General features: G+C 68.8%; 20 protein-coding genes. 4 read left to right on the top strand and 16 right to left on the bottom strand.

The window, feature by feature from the left end; genetic code table 11:
- Nucleotides 1-70 precede the first annotated feature (70 nt).
- Nucleotides 71-433, bottom strand: a complete 363-nt coding sequence (locus ACFU5V_RS39710; RefSeq protein WP_378429989.1) for an RNA polymerase subunit sigma-70 — start codon at nucleotides 431-433, stop codon at nucleotides 71-73.
- Nucleotides 434-449: 16 nt separating this feature from the next.
- Nucleotides 450-1,082: an RNA polymerase sigma factor SigE gene (gene sigE, locus ACFU5V_RS39715; RefSeq protein WP_378429988.1), complete on the bottom strand. Its 633-nt coding sequence runs from the start codon at nucleotides 1,080-1,082 to the stop codon at nucleotides 450-452.
- 283 nt (nucleotides 1,083-1,365) lie between these two features.
- Between sigE and ACFU5V_RS39720 the strand changes: the two genes are divergently transcribed.
- Nucleotides 1,366-2,004 carry an O-methyltransferase gene (locus tag ACFU5V_RS39720; protein WP_072949622.1) on the top strand — a complete coding sequence of 213 codons (639 nt, stop codon included), beginning with the start codon at nucleotides 1,366-1,368 and terminating at the stop codon, nucleotides 2,002-2,004.
- 13 nt (nucleotides 2,005-2,017) lie between these two features.
- On the opposite strand, the gene glgC is transcribed toward ACFU5V_RS39720, so the two are convergent.
- Complete coding sequence (glgC, locus tag ACFU5V_RS39725) at nucleotides 2,018-3,232, bottom strand: glucose-1-phosphate adenylyltransferase (protein WP_015889769.1); 1,215 nt, start codon at nucleotides 3,230-3,232, stop codon at nucleotides 2,018-2,020.
- A gap of 121 nt (nucleotides 3,233-3,353) precedes the next feature.
- On the opposite strand from glgC, the gene glgA reads away from it, so the two are divergent.
- Entirely contained in the window at nucleotides 3,354-4,523 is a 1,170-nt protein-coding gene (gene glgA, locus ACFU5V_RS39730; RefSeq protein WP_378429987.1) for a glycogen synthase, read from the top strand.
- Between the two features lie 6 nt (nucleotides 4,524-4,529).
- On the opposite strand, the gene ACFU5V_RS39735 is transcribed toward glgA, so the two are convergent.
- From ACFU5V_RS39735 to ACFU5V_RS39785, 11 genes are all read right to left on the bottom strand, one after another.
- Nucleotides 4,530-5,372, bottom strand: coding sequence for a putative RNA methyltransferase (locus ACFU5V_RS39735; RefSeq protein WP_378429986.1), 843 nt, complete (start codon nucleotides 5,370-5,372; stop codon nucleotides 4,530-4,532).
- Between the two features lie 90 nt (nucleotides 5,373-5,462).
- Nucleotides 5,463-5,630, bottom strand: coding sequence for a DUF3117 domain-containing protein (locus ACFU5V_RS39740; protein ID WP_003936084.1), 168 nt, complete (start codon nucleotides 5,628-5,630; stop codon nucleotides 5,463-5,465).
- A gap of 149 nt (nucleotides 5,631-5,779) precedes the next feature.
- Nucleotides 5,780-6,352, bottom strand: coding sequence for a DNA-3-methyladenine glycosylase I (locus tag ACFU5V_RS39745; RefSeq protein WP_378429985.1), 573 nt, complete (start codon nucleotides 6,350-6,352; stop codon nucleotides 5,780-5,782).
- On the bottom strand, nucleotides 6,349-6,660 hold the full coding sequence (locus tag ACFU5V_RS39750; RefSeq protein ID WP_378706481.1) for a DivIVA domain-containing protein: 312 nt from the start codon (nucleotides 6,658-6,660) through the stop codon (nucleotides 6,349-6,351). The genes ACFU5V_RS39745 and ACFU5V_RS39750 overlap by 4 nt, the downstream gene beginning before the upstream one ends.
- Nucleotides 6,661-6,712: 52 nt before the next feature.
- On the bottom strand, nucleotides 6,713-7,672 hold the full coding sequence (locus tag ACFU5V_RS39755; protein WP_378706483.1) for a glucosyl-3-phosphoglycerate synthase: 960 nt from the start codon (nucleotides 7,670-7,672) through the stop codon (nucleotides 6,713-6,715).
- Nucleotides 7,669-8,568: a dihydropteroate synthase gene (gene folP, locus ACFU5V_RS39760; RefSeq protein ID WP_378429983.1), complete on the bottom strand. Its 900-nt coding sequence runs from the start codon at nucleotides 8,566-8,568 to the stop codon at nucleotides 7,669-7,671. Before folP ends, ACFU5V_RS39755 begins: the two co-directional genes overlap by 4 nt.
- A 74-nt stretch (nucleotides 8,569-8,642) precedes the next feature.
- Nucleotides 8,643-10,418 carry a long-chain-acyl-CoA synthetase gene (locus tag ACFU5V_RS39765; protein WP_378706485.1) on the bottom strand — a complete coding sequence of 592 codons (1,776 nt, stop codon included), beginning with the start codon at nucleotides 10,416-10,418 and terminating at the stop codon, nucleotides 8,643-8,645.
- 84 nt (nucleotides 10,419-10,502) lie between these two features.
- The gene (locus tag ACFU5V_RS39770; RefSeq protein ID WP_378429981.1) at nucleotides 10,503-11,066 is read right to left on the bottom strand and encodes a TIGR00730 family Rossman fold protein; all 564 of its coding nucleotides are present in this window, start codon (nucleotides 11,064-11,066) and stop codon (nucleotides 10,503-10,505) included.
- Nucleotides 11,060-11,860 (bottom strand): TIGR00730 family Rossman fold protein, encoded by an 801-nt coding sequence (locus ACFU5V_RS39775; RefSeq protein WP_124392210.1) that lies wholly within the window; start codon nucleotides 11,858-11,860, stop codon nucleotides 11,060-11,062. Before ACFU5V_RS39775 ends, ACFU5V_RS39770 begins: the two co-directional genes overlap by 7 nt.
- A gap of 42 nt (nucleotides 11,861-11,902) precedes the next feature.
- Entirely contained in the window at nucleotides 11,903-12,976 is a 1,074-nt protein-coding gene (gene dapE / locus ACFU5V_RS39780; RefSeq protein ID WP_378706487.1) for a succinyl-diaminopimelate desuccinylase, read from the bottom strand.
- Nucleotides 12,977-13,017: 41 nt separating this feature from the next.
- On the bottom strand, nucleotides 13,018-13,974 hold the full coding sequence (locus ACFU5V_RS39785; RefSeq protein ID WP_378706489.1) for an SMP-30/gluconolactonase/LRE family protein: 957 nt from the start codon (nucleotides 13,972-13,974) through the stop codon (nucleotides 13,018-13,020).
- Between the two features lie 143 nt (nucleotides 13,975-14,117).
- Here ACFU5V_RS39785 and dapD point away from each other — a divergent pair, with 143 nt between their 5' ends.
- Complete coding sequence (gene dapD, locus ACFU5V_RS39790; protein ID WP_378429978.1) at nucleotides 14,118-15,071, top strand: 2,3,4,5-tetrahydropyridine-2,6-dicarboxylate N-succinyltransferase; 954 nt, start codon at nucleotides 14,118-14,120, stop codon at nucleotides 15,069-15,071.
- Nucleotides 15,072-15,102: 31 nt separating this feature from the next.
- Nucleotides 15,103-16,467: an amino acid permease gene (locus ACFU5V_RS39795; RefSeq protein ID WP_378706491.1), complete on the top strand. Its 1,365-nt coding sequence runs from the start codon at nucleotides 15,103-15,105 to the stop codon at nucleotides 16,465-16,467.
- Nucleotides 16,468-16,511: 44 nt separating this feature from the next.
- Here ACFU5V_RS39795 and ACFU5V_RS39800 read toward each other — a convergent pair whose 3' ends face one another.
- Both ACFU5V_RS39800 and ACFU5V_RS39805 read right to left on the bottom strand, forming a co-directional pair.
- Nucleotides 16,512-18,158: a substrate-binding and VWA domain-containing protein gene (locus ACFU5V_RS39800; protein ID WP_378706493.1), complete on the bottom strand. Its 1,647-nt coding sequence runs from the start codon at nucleotides 18,156-18,158 to the stop codon at nucleotides 16,512-16,514.
- Nucleotides 18,159-18,303: 145 nt separating this feature from the next.
- Entirely contained in the window at nucleotides 18,304-19,542 is a 1,239-nt protein-coding gene (locus tag ACFU5V_RS39805; RefSeq protein WP_378706495.1) for a PucR family transcriptional regulator, read from the bottom strand.
- Nucleotides 19,543-19,649 lie beyond the last annotated feature (107 nt).

Here is a 19,649-nt window from a genome sequence, read left to right on the forward strand (position 1 = left end):
TCAGTCACGCGCCCCAGTATCACCGATGCCCCGCCGGACACGGACACCGCCGTCGTCGGTGCGGCTGCGCTCAACGGCGCCAGCGCCGGGACCAGATCCGGCTGGTGATCGAGTACTCGCTCCCGACCGGCGAGTCCGGGGTGCGGGAGTCGAACGGGGACTTGTCGGCGGGATCGCCCTGGTTGCAGCTGGGGATCTGGCTCAGCAGTCCCAACAGGCCCGAGGGCATCGCGACGTCGCCGCTGCGGCGCAGGGCACGACGTGCCTGCTGCTGGGAGTCCACCTCGAACGCGCACTCGGCGCAGATCGACAGGTGGTGGGCGGCGCGCAGATAAGCGGACATGCGGAGTTCACCGTCGACGAAGGCGGCGATCGCCTCACTCGCCAGATGTTCGGTGGAGCCAAACTGGCGAGGTACACGCCCCTGCGTCATTCGTCCCTCCTGGTAACTACCCGACGCCGATCTGATCGGAGTCAACCTTTCCGTTCACAGCCAGATGCTCGCGCAGAGCCTGCCTGCCGCGGTGGATGCGGCTGCGCACGGTCCCGAGCTTCACACCCAGTGTGGCACCGATCTCCTCGTAGGACAGTCCTTCGATGTCACACAGCACGACCGCGGCGCGGAACTCCGGGGCCAGCGAATCGAGCGCTGCCTGCAGATCTGCGTCCAGGCGGGCGTCGTGGTAGATCTCCTCGGGGTTCGGCCCGTCGGCCGGGACCCGATCGTAGTCCTCGGGGAGCGCTTCCATGCGGATGCGGTTCCGGCGGCGGACCATGTCGAGGAAGAGGTTGGTGGTGATGCGGTGCAACCAGCCCTCGAACGTGCCGGGCTGGTAGTCGGACAGGGATCGGAACACCCGGATGAACGTGTCCTGGGTGAGGTCCTCGGCGTCCTGCGCGTCACCCGACAGCCGGTAGGCCAGCCGGTAGACTCGGTCGCCGTGCTCGCGGACGAGTTCGTCCCACGACGGCATGGCGGACTTCTCGCCTGTGGCGTCGAACACAGCCGTGCCCGTCAGCTCGGCCTCCGACAGCTGCTCGTCGGTGTTTCTCTCGTCTGGAGCCATCGTGTGGTTGCTCATCGAGTTAAGTGGATCCTCCTACTCAGGACCGCAGATCACTGAACGTGTTATAGGCGTCAACTCCCGGGAGCCGGGATTTGTTCCCGGCTCTCGGACTTTTCCTCCGTCGTCGTGATCTCCCCGCCGGGCGGTCTTCGGATCTGGCGTTGGGCTTACTCTTTCCCACCCCGATATGTGTGTGGTGTGAGCAAGCTGAGGTATTCCTGAGAATCGCGACCGGCCGGGTCACGGCATTGTTGTCGAGCGCGCCTCGCAGCGGCGATGACGAGACCCCGATAGCCTCATGTGCGTGCAGACAAACGCCGAACGGATACTCACCCACGCAGAAGGGGCTGTCCGTGAAGACGAGGCCCTCGGTGCGGCCAGGGAGCGGGCGGACGACCTCGGTGCCGAACCGGTACCTCCCGCGGTCGGTGCTGCTCTCGCCCTGTTTGCCCGCATGCTGGACGCCAAGACGGTCGTCGAGGTCGGCACCGGCGCGGGTGTGAGCAGCCTGTGGCTGCTCCGGGGCATGCGCGAGGACGGCGTCCTCACCACCATCGACAGTGAACCCGAGCACCAGCGAGCCGCCAAGCTGTCGTTCCGGACCAACGACATCGCACCCGCCCGGACGAGGCTGATCAACGGCCGGGCGCTCGACGTCCTGCCGCGACTCGCCGACGGCGCGTACGACCTGGTGTTCGTCGACAGTGCACCGGTCGACCACCCGCACTACGTCCGCGAAGGGGTTCGGCTGCTGCGCCCGGGCGGGGCGATCGTCCTGCACAACGCCCTGCACGGGGGCCGGGTCGTCGACCCGAGCCAGCGGGACGCCGCGACCGTCGCCGTCCGCGAGGCCGCGAAGGCGCTCGCCGAGGACGACAAGCTGATCCGGGTGTTGCTGCCGATCGGCGACGGCCTGCTCTGCGCGTCCAAGCTCTGAGGGGCCGCGTCCGTCAGATCCAGACGCCCTTGCCGATGGCGACGACTCCGCCGTTGCTGACGGCGAAGCGCTGCTTGTCGCGCTCGAGGTCGACGCCGATGATCTCCCCATCGCCGACGACGACGTTCTTGTCGAGGATCGCGCGGCGCACGACGGCACCCTTGCCGATGCGCACACCCGGCATGAGGACGCTGCCCTCCACGGTCGCGCCGCTGTCGACCATCACGTTGGAGCTGAGCACCGAGTTTCGCACCGTGGCCGCCGACAGGATGCAGCCGGCCCCGACCACGGACTCCTGCGCGAGGCCGCCCTGCACGAACTTGGCGGGCGCCAGGTTCTCCGTCTCGCCGCGGATCGGCCAGCGCCGGTTGTAGAGGTTGAAGATGGGGTGGACCGACACGAGGTCCATGTGGGCGTCGTAGAACGCGTCGAGCGTTCCCACGTCCCGCCAGTAGCCCCGGTCACGGTCGGTGGCACCGGGGACGACGTTGTCCTTGAAGTCGTACACGGACGCCTCGCCCGCCTCGACGAGCGCGGGGATGATGTCGCCGCCCATGTCGTGGTCGGAATCGGAGTTCTCGGAGTCGGCCCGGATGGCGTCGACGAGCACCTTGGTGGTGAACACGTAGTTACCCATCGACGCGAACGTCATGTTGGGGTCGTCCGGGGTTCCCGGCGGATGCGCCGGCTTTTCGAGGAACTGCACGATGCGGCCCGACTCGTCGCTGTCGATGCAGCCGAACGCGAACGCCTCGCTGCGCGGCACCCGGATCCCGGCCACCGTCACTCCGGCGCCCGACTCGATGTGGTGCTGCACCATCTGCTCGGGGTCCATGCGGTACACGTGGTCGGCACCGAACACGACGATGTACTCGGGGTCCTCATCGTAGACGAGGTTCAGCGACTGCAGGATCGCGTCCGCACTGCCGGTGTACCAGCGCGGGCCCAGACGTTGCTGCGCGGGAACGGGAGTGATGTATTCACCCGCGAACCCGGACAGTCGCCACGTCTGAGAGATGTGGCGGTCCAACGAGTGCGACTTGTACTGCGTCAGAACACACAGGCGGAGGTATCCCGCATTGACCAAATTGCTGAGCACGAAATCGATCAACCGATAGGCGCCTCCGAAAGGCACAGCGGGCTTCGCCCGATCCGCGGTGAGCGGATAGAGACGTTTGCCCTCGCCGCCGGCGAGCACGATTCCAAGCACATGTGGCTGGCTCCTCACCCTGTCAACCTATCGGGCGGCCACTCCCCCCGCCAGCGAAGCGCCGACTCACAATTTCTCCGATACCCGAATGTGTCCGAGACCGGTGGCCCGAAGCGGCCCGGGCGGTTACGTTAGGCCGGTGCGGGTGGCGATGATGACGAAGGAATACCCACCGGAGATCTATGGCGGTGCGGGTGTACACGTCACCGAACTGGTTGCTCAGTTGAAGCAGCTGTGCGAGGTGGACGTGCATTGTATGGGTGCTCCGCGCGTCGGGGCGGTCGTGCACACCCCCGATCCCGCGCTGGCCGGGGCCAATCCGGCGCTCGCGACGCTGTCCGCCGAACTGCGCATGGCGGACGCCGCGACGGGCGCCGACGTCGTGCACTCGCACACCTGGTACACCGGCCTCGCCGGCCATCTGGCATCCGCGCTGTACGACGTGCCGCACATCCTCACCGCCCACTCCCTCGAGCCGCGCAGGCCCTGGAAGGCGGAGCAGCTGGGCGGCGGCTACCGCATCTCGTCGTGGTCCGAGCGCAACGCGGTGGAGCACGCGGACGCGGTGATCGCCGTGAGCGCCGGCATGCGACTCGACGTCCTCGACGCGTACCCGTTCGTCGACCCGCACCGGGTCCACGTGGTGCGCAACGGGATCGACACGTCCGTCTGGCACGCGGGACCGGCAGGCCCGGGGCAGTCCGCGCTGGCGAAGATCGGCGTCGACCCGGACCAGCCGATGGTGGCGTTCGTCGGCCGCATCACGCGGCAGAAGGGCGTCGGTCATCTGATCGCCGCGGCACACCACTTCGCGCCCGAGATCCAGTTGGTGCTGTGCGCGGGCGCCCCCGACACCCCGGAGATCGCCGCCGAGACCGAGCAGGCCGTCGCCGCCCTCGCGGCGCACCGCGGCAACGTGTTCTGGGTGCGCGAGATGCTCCCCACCGAACAGGTGCGGGAAATCCTCTCGGCCGCAACCGTCTTCGTGTGCCCGTCCGTGTACGAGCCGCTGGGGATCGTGAACCTCGAGGCCATGGCCTGCGAGACCGCGGTCGTGGCGTCCGACGTCGGCGGCATCCCGGAGGTGGTGGAGGACGGGGTCACCGGCCGTCTGGTGCACTACAACTCGTACGAGCCGGAAGCGTTCGAGCAGGCGCTGGCCGAGTCGGTCAACGCGATCGCCTCCGATGTCGGCACCGCCGAGGCCATGGGCAAGGCCGGGCGGGCGCGGGCGATCGCCGAGTTCTCCTGGGCGGCCATCGCGCAGCAGACCCTCGACGTCTACCAGGACGCGCTGGCGCGCCGCTGACGGAGCTCAGAGCCGGGTGTAGGTGGACACCGTCACCGACGCCGTCACCGGATAGTCCTGCGGCAGCGCCGCGATCGAGGATGCGAGCCGCTCGGGTGTCAGGTGCCGCGCCGACGGCCCCATCCCCACCAGGCGGGTCACGTCGAGATGCGACAACGACATCGGGTATTCCACCGCCACATGGCCGGTGCGCTCGAACCGCCCGGACACGGCGGCCCCGAGCCGCTCGACCTTACGGTCGTCGACCCGGACCATGCCGAGCAGGTCCACGAGTTCCCCCAGGTGCCGCTCCGTGGGCGTGAGGACCACGAGGGAGCCGTGCTCGGCCAGCACCCGGTGCGCCTCGTCGGCGTTGCGGGGCGCGAACACGCACAGGACGTGGCTGAGGACGTGGTCGCGCACCGGAAGGTGTTGCCACACGTCGGCAACCACCGCCCCGGCACGCGGGTGGGCCCTGGCGATGCGACGGGCCGCGTACTTGGACACGTCCAGCCCGATTCCCCGGCCGGTCGGGGCGGCGTCGAGGACGCGCGCCAGGTAGTGGCCTGTGCCCGCGCCGATCTCGAGGATCCGGGGATCGTCGCCGGCCCCGGTGCCCGCCACCACCGCGTCCGCCACGGCATCCATCAGCCGGTCGAAGCTGCCGCCACCGAGGAAGTCCGCACGTGCGGCGATCATTTCGGGGCTGTCGCCGTCGAACTTGCCGCCTGCCCCGGTCATCAGGGTGACGTAGCCCTGACGCGCCACGTCGAAGGTGTGCCCTGCGTCGCACAGGATCGCGCCTTCGTCGAGTTCCACGGGCGACCGGCACTGCGGGCAGGCCAGCAGGTCGGTCACATCGGACAGCACGAACGTTCGCCTCCCTGTTCCGGACACGGAACAGGCCCCGCACCGAGAACGGCGACGGGGCCTGCCCTGTGAGGTTCTCTCCGCACTCGACTAACTGGTGACGCCCTTGAGCTCTTCACCGAGTGCGGCAGCTTCCTCCGGGGTGAGCTCGACAACCAGACGTCCACCACCCTCGAGCGGAACCCGCATGACGATTCCTCGTCCCTCTTTGGTTGCTTCGAGGGGACCGTCCCCGGTCCGGGGCTTCATGGCCGCCATCCTCTGCTCCCTCCAGATCTGCGCTGCCTGCTTGCGCCTCGACAAATTTTGGCACCCCGCCAACACTCGGCGAGGCTTGTGACATCCATTCTTCCCTATGGACACGAGTACCGGGAACCTGAGTCACGAATACGCAGGTTCCCGGTACTTCAGGCAGTGATCGGGACCCAGCAGCCGACGACGTGGTCGTCCACCATCCCGGTGGCCTGCATGAGTGCATAAGCGGTGGTAGGGCCCACAAACTTGAACCCTCGCCGCTTCAATTCCTTCGCCATCGCGGTGGACTCGGGTGTGACGGCCGGGACGTCGCCGAGGGTGGCGAGGCGGCTCGGGCGCGGCGGCGGGGCGAACGACCACAGCAGCGTGTCCAGGTCGGTGTCCGACAACTCCAGCAGGGCCCGCGCGTTGCTCACCGACGCCTCGATCTTGGCGCGGTTCCGGACGATCGACGCGTCCCCGAGCAGGCGCTCCACGTCATGTTCCGTGTACCGCGCGACCGCCTCCGGATCGAAGCCGGCGAACGCCGCCCGGAAGGCGTCACGCTTGCGGAGAATCGTGATCCACGACAGCCCGGACTGGAACGCTTCGAGGCACAGCCGTTCGTACAATTCGTCGCGGCCGTGCAGCGGGCGGCCCCACTCGAGGTCGTGGTAGTCGCGGTACAGGCTGGACCCGTCCGAGTCGACCGCCCACGCGCACCGCACCCTGTCCTCGGCGCTCACCGGGCGTCACCCGGATCTTCGGACGCGGCGTCGACCGCCGCCAACTGCTCACGCAGCGAATCGATTTCGCGACCCAGCCGGGCCAGCGCCCAGTCGACCTCGCTCGCCTTGTACCCCCGCAGGGTCTGCTGGAATCGCAGCGCCTCCACGTCGGCGCCCGTCACGCCCTCGGTGGGCAGGGCCGTGAGTGTGGTGCCGGGCGGCAGCGGCGCGAGTTCCTCCGAACGGCCGAACACCGCACTGGCGGCGAGGAACAGCATCGCGCCGACGAACGCCATGACGAGCAGATAGAGCAGGGCTGTCACCATGCCCCGATCCTGTCACGGACGTCCGACAGCCTCCCGCGTCAGGGGCGCCCGGTCAGGGGCGCACCGTGTTCATCGGCGGACGATCGGCCAACGCGACGTCCGTCGTCGTCGGCACGAAGGAGTCGCCGTCCACCAGGAACTGGGTCAGGCCCGCCCCCGAATCGGGCACCCCGCAGCGCCGCATCATGGTGCCGATGATCTGCCTGCTCATCACCCCGAGTTCGGACAGCGGACGGTTCCGGTGCTTGCGCACCCCCAGATTGACCTGGCCGATCGCACCGAGACCGAGACGGTCGTACGTGTCGAGCAGCAGCCCGATCTCGACGCCGTAGCCGGGGGCGAACGGAACCGCCGACAGCAACTCCCGGGTGCCCGCGTACTCTCCGCCCAGCGGCTGCAGCACGCACGTCAGCTCCGGCCGGAGCGACGCCAGCATCGGGCGGGCCACGAGTTCGGTCACCCGGCCGCCGCCGTTGGCGTCTTCCGTCCCGCTGAGCCGGAGCGGACGCCGGTAGTAGCCCTTCACGAGATGGATGCCGTCGGCCGTCAGCAACGGTCCGAGCAGTTTCGGGACGAATGCCGGATCCGGGTTGATGAGATCCGAGTCGACGAAGGCGATGAGATCGCCGGTGCTCGCGGCGACGGAGCGCCACAACACCTCCCCCTTGCCGGCGACGGGCGGGAAGGCGGGCACCGCCTCCTCCCGGCTGATCACGGTGGCGCCTGCGGCGCGTGCGCGTTCCGCCGTCAGGTCCGTCGATCCGGAATCGAGCACGATCAACTCGTCCACCAGACCGCCCAGCAGCGGATGGATCGTGTCCACCACCGCGGCGACGGTCTCCTCCTCGTTGAGCGCGGGCAGGACCACCGACACGGTGCGCCCCGCCTTGGCCCGTTCGAGTTCGGCGATGCTCCACGACGGCTGATCCCAGCTGTTCGCCTCGGCCCAGCTGCGAGGGGTTCGCTCCTCCGCCACCATCGTGCGGGCCGCCCGAGCCCCCACGGTACTCATGCCAGCCCCCGCACGGTGCGGGCCGGGGCGCGTCGGCCCTGAATCGCGGCCACCATGTCCACCACTCGACGCGTGGGGGCAACTTCGTGGACACGGAAGACTCGGGCGCCTCCTGCGGCGGCCATCGCTGTCGCTGCCAATGTTCCCTCCAACCGCTCGACGAGATCTACCCCTAGAGTCTCCCCGACGAAGTCCTTGTTGCTCAGCGCCATGAGCACGGGCCACCCCGTATTTACAAGATCTTCCACTCGCCGCAACAACTCGAGCCCGTGATAGGTGTTTTTCCCGAAATCGTGGGTGGGATCGATGAGGATCGAGTCGGCGGGCACGCCCAGCCGGGCCGCATTCTCGGCGGCCGACACCACTTCCCCGAGGACGTCCGCGACGACGTCGGAGTAGCGGACGCGGAACGGCCGCGTCCGTGGCACCGCTCCCCCGGTGTGCGAACAGACGATGCCGGCACCCGTCTCCGCGGCCACCTCGACCAGCGCCGGATCGGCGCCGGCCCACGTGTCGTTGATCAGGTCGGCACCCTCGGCGACCGCCAGCCGCGCCACGTCGCTGCGCCAGGTGTCGACGCTGATGAGCAATTCCGGATAGCGTCCGCGGATCGCGGCGACGAACGGCACCACCCGCCGGGTCTCCTCCGCCGAGTCGACCACGTCGCCGGGACCGGCCTTCACGCCGCCGATGTCGACGAGGTCGGCGCCCTCGTCCACGGCACGTTCGACCGCCGACATCGCCGCGGAGTCGGTGAACGTGGCCCCGCGGTCGTAGAACGAATCGGGTGTCCGGTTGACGATGGCCATCACCAGCGCACGGTCGACCGCCACGGGCCGCCCGCACAGCGTGGGTGACGGACGGTCGGGCGCGGGCGGTGCGTCTGTCTCGGCCATGCCACCAATATTGGCACGCAGCGAAATCGAAACCACCCGTGAGTACTTGTTAACGGCGGGCGGTTAACAAGTACTCACGGGCGCGGCAGCGCACCCTTCGCCACTTCCTCGACGTACCCGTCGTATGCACGCTGGTAGCCGTCGCTGCGGCCGGACAGCACGTGCAGCGTGTCGGTGTCCTCGACGTCGTAGCCCTCCTTGCGGAGTTCCACCTTGCGACTCTTGAACGTCGACGTCTGCTCCAGCGAGTCGACGACGCGGACGAACAGCGGCACCGCGTACGACGGCAGCCGCTGGAACAGCAACTCCGCCACGTCGGAGCCGTCGAAGTCCTGGTTCTCGTGCAGCGTCACCGCGGCCATTCCGGCGCGACCGTCGGTGCCGGGGATCTCGACGCCGTACACGACGGCGTGCTCGACCGCGGGATGCGCGAGAAGCGCGCCCTCGACCTCGGTGGTCGCGACGTTCTCGCCCTTCCAGCGGAACGTGTCGCCGAGCCGGTCGACGAACGCGACGTGCGACCAGCCCTGGCGGCGCACCAAGTCTCCGGTGTCGAACCAGCAGTCGCCGTCGTCGAAGGCGTCGCGGACGAGTTTCTTGTTCGTGGCGTCCTCGTCGGTGTAGCCGTCGAACGGCGCCCGGTCCGTCACCTTCGACAGCAGCAGACCGACCTCGCCGGTGCGGACCTTGCGCAGTGTGCCGTCGGAGTGCCGTCGGGGGGATCCGCTGTCCTCGTCGTACTCGACCACGGCGTGCGGGAGCGGGCAGACGCCTGCGGTCCGGTCGACGTTGAGGGCGTTGACGAACGCGATGTTGCATTCGCTGGCGCCATAGAACTCGGCGACCCGGGAAATGCCGAACCGGGTGGTGAACTCGGACCAGATCTCCGGACGGAGCCCGTTGCCGACCATCAGCCGGATGGCGTTGTCGCGGTCGCCCGGCTTCTCGGGCTGGTTCAGCAGATACCGGCACAGTTCACCGATGTAGGTGAACGCGGTGGCCCGGTTCAGCGCGACGTCGTCCCAGAACTTGGACGCCGAGAACTGCTTGCCCAGCGCGAGCGTCGCCCCCGACCCCAGCACCGACGACAGCGACACTGTCAGCGCGTTGTTGTGGTAGAGCGGCAGGCAGCAGTAGAGGACGTCGCTGCCGCGCAGCCGGACTCCCATGTTGCCGAGTCCGGACATGCTCTTGAGCCAGCGGAAGTGACTCATCAGGCTGGCCTTCGGCAGTCCGGTGGTGCCGGAAGTGAAGATGTAGAAGGCCTTCTCCCGGGCCTGGATCTGTTCGCACACCTCGGGGTTGCCGTCGCCGGCCTTCTCGGCGAGCCGGTCGAGGTCGTCGAAATACACCACGGAGGCAACGGCGGGCGGTTCGCCGAGCGAGTCCACGGCCTCGCCGCACGCCTCGGACACCACGAGGACGCGACTGTCGAGCAGCGAGATGCTGTGCGCGAGCACGTCTCCGCGCTGATTGTGGTTCAGCATCCCGGCGGTGGCGCCGAGCTTGACGGCGGCGAGTGCGATTAGCAGTGTCTCGGGGGCGTTCTTGCCGAGGATCCCGACGACGTCCCCGCGCGACACGCCGAGGTCGGTGAGCACGTGGGCGTAGCGGTTCACGCGGATGTTGGCGTTCCGGTAACTCAGGGAGTCGCCCTCGAACCGCAGGAACGTGCGGCGCGGGTGCGCGGCGGCGGCGCGCTGGAAGACCAGGCCGATCGACTCCTTCGCGTCGGGGGTCCGGATGAGGCCGAGGACTCCCTTCGCCATGGTCGGCAGCTCCGGGATCAGGGCAGGCAACCGCCTGGCCAGATCGACCACACCGATTGTCGAACGTGCTTCAGAACGCATGACATCCCCTCGAGCCAGCAGTATGAACCAGGTCACCTTACTGCACGGTAACAACGTGCGCCACGACGGCGATCGGGCGCCCCCTCAGGAGAGGCAGGCGTCCAGCGCCTCCCCGACGTCGGTCCGGACGAGCAGCCTGTCGAGGGCGCGCTGCGCCACGAAGCCGCCGCCGCGCAGACCGTCGATCCAGTCCAGCAGGCCCGTGTAGTGGCCGTGCGGATCGAGCAGGACGACCGGCTTCTCGTGCATGCCGAGATAACCCGCAGTCCAGGTTTCGAACAGCTCCTCGAGCGTGCCGATACCGCCGGGCAGCGTGACGAAGGCGTCGGCCCGGTCCTCCATGACCTGCTTGCGCTGGCGCATGGTGTCGGTGACGACGAGCTCGTCCGCGTCGACGTCGGCGACTTCCCTGTGCACCAGGGCTTTCGGGATGACCCCGACGGTGATCGCCCCGGCGGCGCGGGCAGCCTCGGCCACCGCCCCCATCATCGAGACGTTGCCACCGCCGGACACGAGTTGCCAACCGCGCTTTCCGATTTCGGTGCCCACCTGGGCAGCGAGTTCCAGGAAGTGGTCGCCCACGGGACCCGAGGCGCAGTACACGCATACCGAGAACGGCTGCGACGGAACGGTTTCCGACCTCACCACTGGTCCTCCGTTCCGAGCAGGGCAGCCTCGTCGACACCCTGCTGCGATCGTACGACGATCTGCACCGCTTCCTCGACACTGTCCGTGACGTGCAGGAGGTTGACGTCACCTTCCGAGATCTTGCCGCCGTGCTGGAGAGTTCCCCGTAACCACTCCACGAGCCCGGACCAGTACTCGGAGCCGAAGAGGACGATCGGGAACCTCGTGACCTTGCGCGTCTGCACCAGAGTCAGCGCCTCGAACAGTTCGTCGAGCGTCCCGAACCCGCCGGGCAGGCAGATGAACGCCTGCGAGTACTTCACGAACATCGTCTTGCGCGCGAAGAAGTAGCGGAAGTTGATACCCAGGTCGACCCATTCGTTGAGGCCCTCCTCGAACGGCAGCTCGATACCGAGGCCGATGGAGTATCCACCCGATTCGCTGGCGCCGCGGTTGGCCGCCTCCATGACACCCGGGCCGCCGCCGGTCATGACGGCGTAGCCGGCCTCGGCCAGGCTCGCACCCAGCGCCCGCCCCGCCTCGTATTCCGGGTGGCCGTCCGGTGTGCGAGCGGAACCGAAGACGGTGACCGCCCGCGGCACCTCGGCCAGGGCACCGAAACCCTCGATGAACTCGCTCTGGATCCGCAGGACCCGCCAGGGGTCGGTGTGCACCCAGTCGGTCGAGCCCCTCTCGTCGAGCAACCGCTCGTCGAGTGTGGTCGTATCGTCCTTACGGGCGCGCCTCAACTGCACCGGACCCCGGTGCTTCACGGACGAGGACTTCCGTCCGTGAGTGTTCTTCTCGGGTGCCATGCGCCCCAGGCTAGCGGGTGGCCCGCTCGGGGCAGCGGGCAGTCACGGAGTGCTCAGATAGGCGCGGAGCACGGTCGTCACGTCGGTGATCTGCTGGACGGGGACGTGCTCGTCCCGCTTGTGGGCGAGGTTCGGATCGCCGGGACCGTAGTTGACGGCGGGGATGCCGAGCGCGGAGAACCGGGACACGTCGGTCCACCCGTACTTGGCGCGGAACTCGCCACCTGCTGCCGCGATCAGGGCCGCAGCCGCCGGATCGCTCAACCCCGGCAGGGCACCCGGCGACAGGTCCGTGACCTCGAAACCCAGCTCGAGGCCGTCGAAGACCTCCCGAACGTGGTCGATGGCCTGCTCGGCGCTGCGGTCGGGCGCGAAGCGGAAGTTCACGTCCATCTCCGCGGCGTCCGGGACCACGTTGCCCGCGACACCGCCGGCGATCCGCACGGCGGACAGGCCCTCCCGGTACACGCAGCCGTCGATGTCCACCGACCGCGCGGTGTAGTCGGACAGCCGCTGGAGGACCGGGGCGAACCGGTGGATCGCGTTGTCGCCGAGCCACGATCTCGCGGAGTGCGCGCGGGTGCCGCGGGTGGTCAGCGTCACCCGCAGCGTGCCCTGGCAGCCCGCCTCGATGAGCCCACCCGTCGGCTCGCCCAGGATGGCGACGTCCGCGCGCAACCACTCGGGGATCTCACGTTCGATCCGTCCGAGCCCGTTGTGGACGGCCGCGATCTCCTCGCAGTCGTAGAACACCAGCGTCAGGTCGTGCGCGAGGTTCTCCACGGTGGCGGCGAGATGCAGGAACACCGCGTCGCCCGACTTCATGTCGACCGTTCCGCACCCGTGCAGCAGGTCGCCCTCACGCCGGGACGGCACGTTGTCCGCGATCGGCACGGTGTCGAGATGCCCGGCGAGCATCACCCGGCTCGGGAGTCCCCGATCGGTGCGGGCGAGCACCGCGTTGCCGTTGCGGATGATCTCGAAACCGGTGGTCTGCTCCCGCAGCGCCGACTCGACGGCGGCGGCGATCGCCGACTCGTCGTGCGAGACGCTCGGGATGTCCACCAGCGCGGCGGTGAGGTCGATGGGATCGGCGTGGAGGTCGAGTGTGCTCACCCGTCCACCCTAAGCCGACCCGTCTTCCCGCTGCGGCGTTGCTACCCGTCGACGCCACCCGGGATCTCGTAGATCGCACCGTCGAAACCGATGCGGAACAACCGTCCCGCGGAGAAGCCGCCGGACCCCTGCCCGTACACGACCATGCTCGACGTCGGCAGTCCCGACGCCAGCACGCAGTACTGCCCCGGCGCGTCGACGCGCCAGATCTCGCCGCGCACGTTGGCCGGGACCACCGGGCGGCCCCGCGAATCGAGGGTCAGGCCGTCCGGTGCCGCGAACGTGTCGAGGCCGGACAGGTCGAGGATGCTTTCGGGGGCGCCCGGGTTCGCGATCGGGATCCGGCTCACGCCCGGATTCACGAATGTCCGCGACACGTAGAGGTACCGGTCGTCCACACCGAGCACCGCACCGTTCGCGCTGGGCAGCGTCGCCCAGTTCGGTTCGACGCGGCCGTCGGGGAACACCCGCCCGACCTGCGTTCCGAAGTCGTTGGTGGCGTACGCGGTCCCGGCGGCGTCGACGTCGAGTCCGTTCGCCGCGCTCAGGCCCGACACGAACGGGGTCAGCCTGCCGGTGGCGGTGTTCAGCTTCGCGATCGCGCCCGGACGCAGGATGTCGCCGAGGAGGACGCGGGCGTCCGCGCCGTACCCCACCAGCAGTGATCCGTCCGACGCCCAGGCGAGGGCGCCCGCGCCGCTGCCACCGGGGACCGTCGCGACGGGGACCGCGGGCGCTCCCGGCGCGTCGAGGCGGAACACGCGCCCGCTGAGGAGGTCGGTCGTGTAGAGCCGGCCGCCGCCGTCCACGGCGACGCCCTCCAGCGCGGCACCCGGCACCCGCCCCACGAGAACCGGTGGCTGGCCTGCACCCGGGCACACCGGCGCGGCGGACGCGGTCTGCGGCGCCGCCACCGACACCACCCCGGCGAGCAGCGCGCCCGCGGCCACGGCCCGCAGGCCGCGTCCCGTGACTCGGCTCCACTCCGAAATACGCATTGCCACGCCCTTTCCCGGTGTCTCGCACGTGCCCCCGTGCATGGTCCCCCATGAGCCCGGAAACCGCTTGGTTTCGAATCGATCACGCCCGGATAACGACCGCTCGAGGATGCCCGAGTAATGAGGCAGTAACCTCTACTGCCGTGAGCACACAGGGAGCATCAGCAGTAGGCATCGCCAACGTGACCGTCGGCGGCACGATCCTCGACACCTGGTTCCCGGCGCCTGAGCTGGGAACCTTCGACAGCGCGGGCACCGTGCGGATCGAGGGTGGCGACATCCCCTCCGATCTGGCACTTCTCGCCGGACCCGACGAGGCACGTGAGGTCGACCAGGTCGTGGTGCGCACCACCATCGCCGACCTGTCCGCGCCGCCGGCCGACGCCCACGACGCCTACCTGCGCCTTCACCTCCTCTCGCATCGCCTGGTGGCCCCGCACGGCGTCAACCTCGACGGACTGTTCGGGTTGCTGTCCAACGTGGTGTGGACCAACTTCGGACCGTGCGCGGTCGAGGGCTTCGAGAAGGTGCGGTCCCGCCTGCGTATCCGCGGCGTCGTCACCGTGTTCGGTGTCGACAAGTTCCCGCGCATGGTCGACTACGTCGTTCCGTCGGGCGTCCGTATTGCCGACGCCGACCGTGTCCGTCTCGGCGCGCACCTGGCCAGCGGCACCACCGTGATGCACGAGGGCTTCGTCAACTTCAACGCGGGCACGCTCGGCAGTTCGATGGTCGAAGGCCGTATCTCCGCGGGTGTCGTCGTCGACGACGGATCCGACGTGGGCGGCGGCGCCTCGATCATGGGCACCCTGTCCGGTGGCGGCAAGGAGACCATCTCCGTCGGCAAGCGCTGCCTGCTCGGCGCCAATGCCGGTCTCGGAATTTCGCTCGGCGACGACTGTGTCCTCGAGGCCGGCCTGTACGTGACCGCGGGCACCAAGGTCACCGGCCCGGACGGCACCGTCGTGAAGGCGAAGGACCTCAACGGCCAGTCCAACCTGCTCTTCCGTCGCAACTCGGTGTCCGGGGCGGTCGAGGTCGTGCCGTGGAAGGGCACCGGCGTGGAATTGAACGCCGCGCTGCACGCCAACGACTGACACTGTGAGCGGTTCGCGAACACCCGGCACCATGACCGATTCGACCGGCACTCTCGGCCGGGGCCTGAAGGTCCGTCACCTGACGATGATGGGCCTCGGTTCCGCGATCGGTGCCGGACTGTTCCTCGGTACCGGTGTCGGCATCGCGACCGCCGGTCCGGCCGTCCTCGTCTCCTACCTGCTCGCCGGCATCATCGTCGTCTTCGTGATGCGGATGCTCGGCGAGATGGGAGCGGCGATCCCCGCCAGCGGATCCTTCTCGCACTATGCGCGGATCGGCATCGGCGACTGGGCCGGATTCGTGATGGGGTGGCTTTACTGGTTCATGCTGATCATGGTGCTCGGCGCCGAGATCACGGGCGCCGCCGGCATCGTGAGCGGCTGGCTGCCCGAGGTGCCGCAGTGGGTCGTGGCGCTCGTGTTCGTGATCTTCTTCGCGGCCGTCAACCTCGCGAAGGTCAGTAATTTCGGCGAGTTCGAGTTCTGGTTCGCGGCCATCAAGGTCACCGTCATCATCGGGTTCCTGGTGATCGGTGTGCTGCTGGTGTTCGGCCTGCTCCCGGACACCGAACCGGTGGGCACCACCAACCTCTTCGGGCATGGCGGGTTCATGCCGGAGGGCTTCGCCGGTGTCGCTGCGGGACTGCTGGTGGTGGCGTTCGCGTTCGGCGGCATCGAGATCGTGACCATTGCCGCCGCCGAATCCGAGGACCCGGAGCGTTCGATCGCCGTGGCGGTGCGCAGCGTCGTCTGGCGCATCAGCGTCTTCTACCTCGGTTCGATCTCGATCATGGTCCTCGTTCTTCCCTGGGACTCGTCGGATCTCAAGAGCGGGCCGTTCGTGGCCGTTCTCAACCAGGCGCACATTCCGTATGTCGCCGGGTTCATGGAACTCGTCGTCGTGGTGGCGTTGCTGTCGGCTTTCAACGCCAACATCTACGGCACGTCGCGGATGGCGTATTCGCTGTCGCGGCGCGGCGACGGTCCCGCGTTCATGGCCCGGATCTCGAATTCCGGGGTGCCGCTCAATGCGGTGCTGCTGTCGGTGTTCTTCGGTTTCGTCAGCGTGCTGCTCAACTGGTGGCTGCCGGACGACCTGCTGGGACTGCTCCTGAACGCCGTCGGTTCGGCGCTGCTCGTCATCTGGATCTTCATCGTCGTCTCACACCTGAAGTTGCGCCCACGGCTCGAACGCGAGGGCAAGCTGACGGTGCGGATGTGGTTGTTCCCCTGGCTCAGCTATCTCACGCTCGCGATGCTCGCCGGTTTCGTCGTGCTCATGCTCTTCGACACCGACGCCCGCACCCAGCTGATCTCCACGTGCGTGCTGTTCCTCGTCATCGCCGCACTCGGCGTGCTCAACACCCGGTTGCGGAGGCGTTCCCGGGCGGTGTGACCCGGGTCCCGGACACTCACCGGTTCCAGGCGTCACGGTGGGTGCTAGCTGCGGCCGCGGGCGGCCAACGCGTTGACGAACACGTTGGCGATGTCGGCGGGATCCTTCGCAACGTAGCTCGACCCTCCGGTCACCCGCGAGATCTCGGCGAGCGTGGCCGCGTCGGCATCGTCGGTGATGCCGATGGTCACGATGATGACGGGCCGGGCCGGATCCATCTCACGCTCGAGGATGCTCAGGAGCTGTTCCTTCGTGATCGAGTCCGGGTCCTCGTTGGCGCCGTCGGTCAGGATGATCACACTGTTCACCGCGCGCGGGTCGTACGTGTCCTGCACCGTCCGGAACGCGGCGAGCGTCGTGTCGTACAGGCCGGTGCCGCCGCCGATCAGCCCCTCGACCTTTCCCGCCTGCTGGGCCATCAGCGCACGCTGCGTGAGTCCGTCCACCACGGTGTCGTAGCGGCGGATCGGGACCAGTTCCTGGTAGTCCTGCGGTCCCCCGCCGAGCCCCTGCGAGAACGCCCACAACCCGGCGGACACGCTGTCCGGGAACATCGCGTTGCCTGCGAGGGCGGCGTCGACCGTGAGATCCATGCGCGATCGGTTGCCGGCCGGGGTTTCCATCGACCCCGACACGTCGATCGCGACGAGTGTGCGGATCGGCAGTGCCATCAACGCCCACCCGCCCAGGGCGTCCTGCAACGGCGACTCGTCGTCGAGCGCGAGCGTGGTGACTCGGCCGACGCCGCGGCCGTCGGCCGGTGGACTTCCGTCCGGGCCGCGGAATCCGTGCTCGGCGAGCACCGCGCGCGCCACCTCGCCGCCGAGCACCGCGGCGACGGCACGTGCCACCTGGGTGGCCTTGTAGTGCCGGTCCGGGGCCGGCGACGTGACGACGAGCGGGAAGTTCATGAAGTTGCTGCCCGTCGGGGGCACCGTCGCTGCGAGCGTGCGGGCGCCGTCACCGTCGGTGAATTCGAGCACGGACTGTTCGGTGGCGACGGCGACGCCACCGTTGTCGACGACACCCTGGAGCATCTCCTCCCCGACGGGTTCGTCCGCGGTGCGCGCGCTTTCCTCCTGCGCGAGCGGTACCAGCGCCGCCCGCACCGTCCCGGCGGACACGGGGTCGGCCCGGCCCTCGGCGAGTGCCGCGTTGATCGGCGCCTGCGCGACCCCGGTCACGAGGGGGTTGCCCAGCTGGATGTCCTTGATCTGCAGGGCCGCCAGCCACGTCGGCGACGTGGGGGCGTCCTCCTCGCGGGAGGCCAGCACGACGGGCGAGGACGCGACCGACCCCGTCATGACCTCGACCGGTCCGGCCGCGGTGAGTGCCGCCTTGCCCACCCAGGCGCCGCTGTCGGGGATCCACAGATCCGGGGCTCCTGTTCCCTTGCCGAGCCGTCCCGCGATGTCGCCGGACGTCGCGCCGCTGACGGCGATGTTCGCGCAGCCCAGGTCGGTGCTCCTCGCTTCGCCGAGGATGCCGGCGAGGGCGGGAGCGATGCTCGGGTCGGCGGCGAGGGTGTAGTCGGCGACCTGGCCGCACTCGTCCGCCCACGAGCGCACCGACTGAACGACGACCACGACGGAGGCCACGATCCCGATCACGGCGGCAGCGCACACCGCGTAGAACGCGGGTGAGCGCCCCTCCCGCTCCGGCCCCGCGCTCGAATGACGCCCTCCGGCCATCGCCTGCCCCCTCTAACAGTTCGGTCACGAGACGACCACCGTCGCACCGGACCGAATATGATCCGGCCCACATCGTAGCGAACGGGGCGTGGTACGACTTTGTGCTGGTGACGAGGATGATCCGTCCAGTCGCGCGAGCGGACGGTCAGCGATCAGGTTGCTCGGCCTCGAGCCGGCGGGCCACGAGCGCGGCCTGGATCCGCCGGAGCCCGGAGGGGCGGGTCGGATCGCAGCCCGTCAGCTGAGCCACCCGCTTGAGCCGGTAGTCCACCGTGTTGGTGTGCAGGTGCATCTGCTTCGCGGTGCGCTGCCGGTTCAGATCGTGGCCGATGTGCACCTCGAGCGTCTCGATCAGTTCGGGTGAGCCCTGCAGCGGTTCGAGGAGCCCGGCGAGGTGGGTCCTGCCCGGCCCGGGCCGGGTGAGCTGATACTCGAGCGCCAGATCGTCCATCTCGTAGAGGCCCGGCTCCAGGCCCAGTTGATGGGCGAGGCCGAGGAGTTCGTGGACCTGGTCCGCCGCCGCGGGGATTCCGGCAGTCCGGACCCGCGTCGCCGTGGCGGTGAGGGGAACCCCGGCGGCCGCTCCGATCCGGTCGAGCAGGGAGACCATCCACGCCCGCTCCGGCGAGCCCGGCAGCAGCAGCGTTCCGCCGTCCGGGCTCAGCGAACAGAGGGCCGCCCCACCCGCGGCGTCCGCCAGTTCGATCTGCAATCGGCGCAGCTTCTGCCGGGCGACGACGGCCTTGCGCCGGTGGGTCACGGCCTCGGTGGGGTGCGACGGAATCGACAGCCCCAGCACCACGTACTCGTCGGCCAGCTCCACACCTGCGTGCCGGGCCGCCGTCGCCGCCTTTCGGCCGCTGAGCAGCGCCGTGACGAGATTGACTGCGGCGCCGTCGCGTTCGCTGTTGACCGCTTCGAGTTCCTCCACATAGCTGGTCGTGGCGGCGACCGTCACGCATTCGAGGAGGGTGAACATCACCTTCTGGATGACCAGGAGTTCGGGCAGGTCTTCGTCGCGGGCGTTCGAGGCGACGAGATCGCCGGCCTCACGGATGCCTTCGTGGAGGATGCGGAGCACGAGTTTCAGCGGGAATCCCTCGCGGGCCCAGCGCGCGGAACTGTTGCGCACCTCCGCGAGGTCCTCGTCGGTCGGGCTGATGCCCTCGTCGAGCATCTGGATGCCGAGGCCGAGACAGACGATCGTGAAATCCATGACGTCGCTCTGCAGTTGTTCGCCGGGCAGCGAACCACACGGGGTGACGTTGTCGGCGAAGTGCCGGACCAGTTTCTGCGCGACCGTCAGCGTGTCGCGCAGCGGGGCGGAGGCGGGCCTGCCGTCGACGAGGATCTGCGGACCCGTCCCCGGACTGTGATTCGTCATAGGTCTGACCGCTCCCATACGTGGATGACACCGAACTCCCGCATCATCGACATCACGCAAACATAACGAGGGTCCGCTTCTGTCACCGTTGTATCACGACAGCGCCC

Origin of the sequence: Rhodococcus sp. NPDC057529 (assembly GCF_042802055.1) — a bacterium.
In the GTDB taxonomy this organism is placed as follows: domain Bacteria; phylum Actinomycetota; class Actinomycetes; order Mycobacteriales; family Mycobacteriaceae; genus Rhodococcus_F.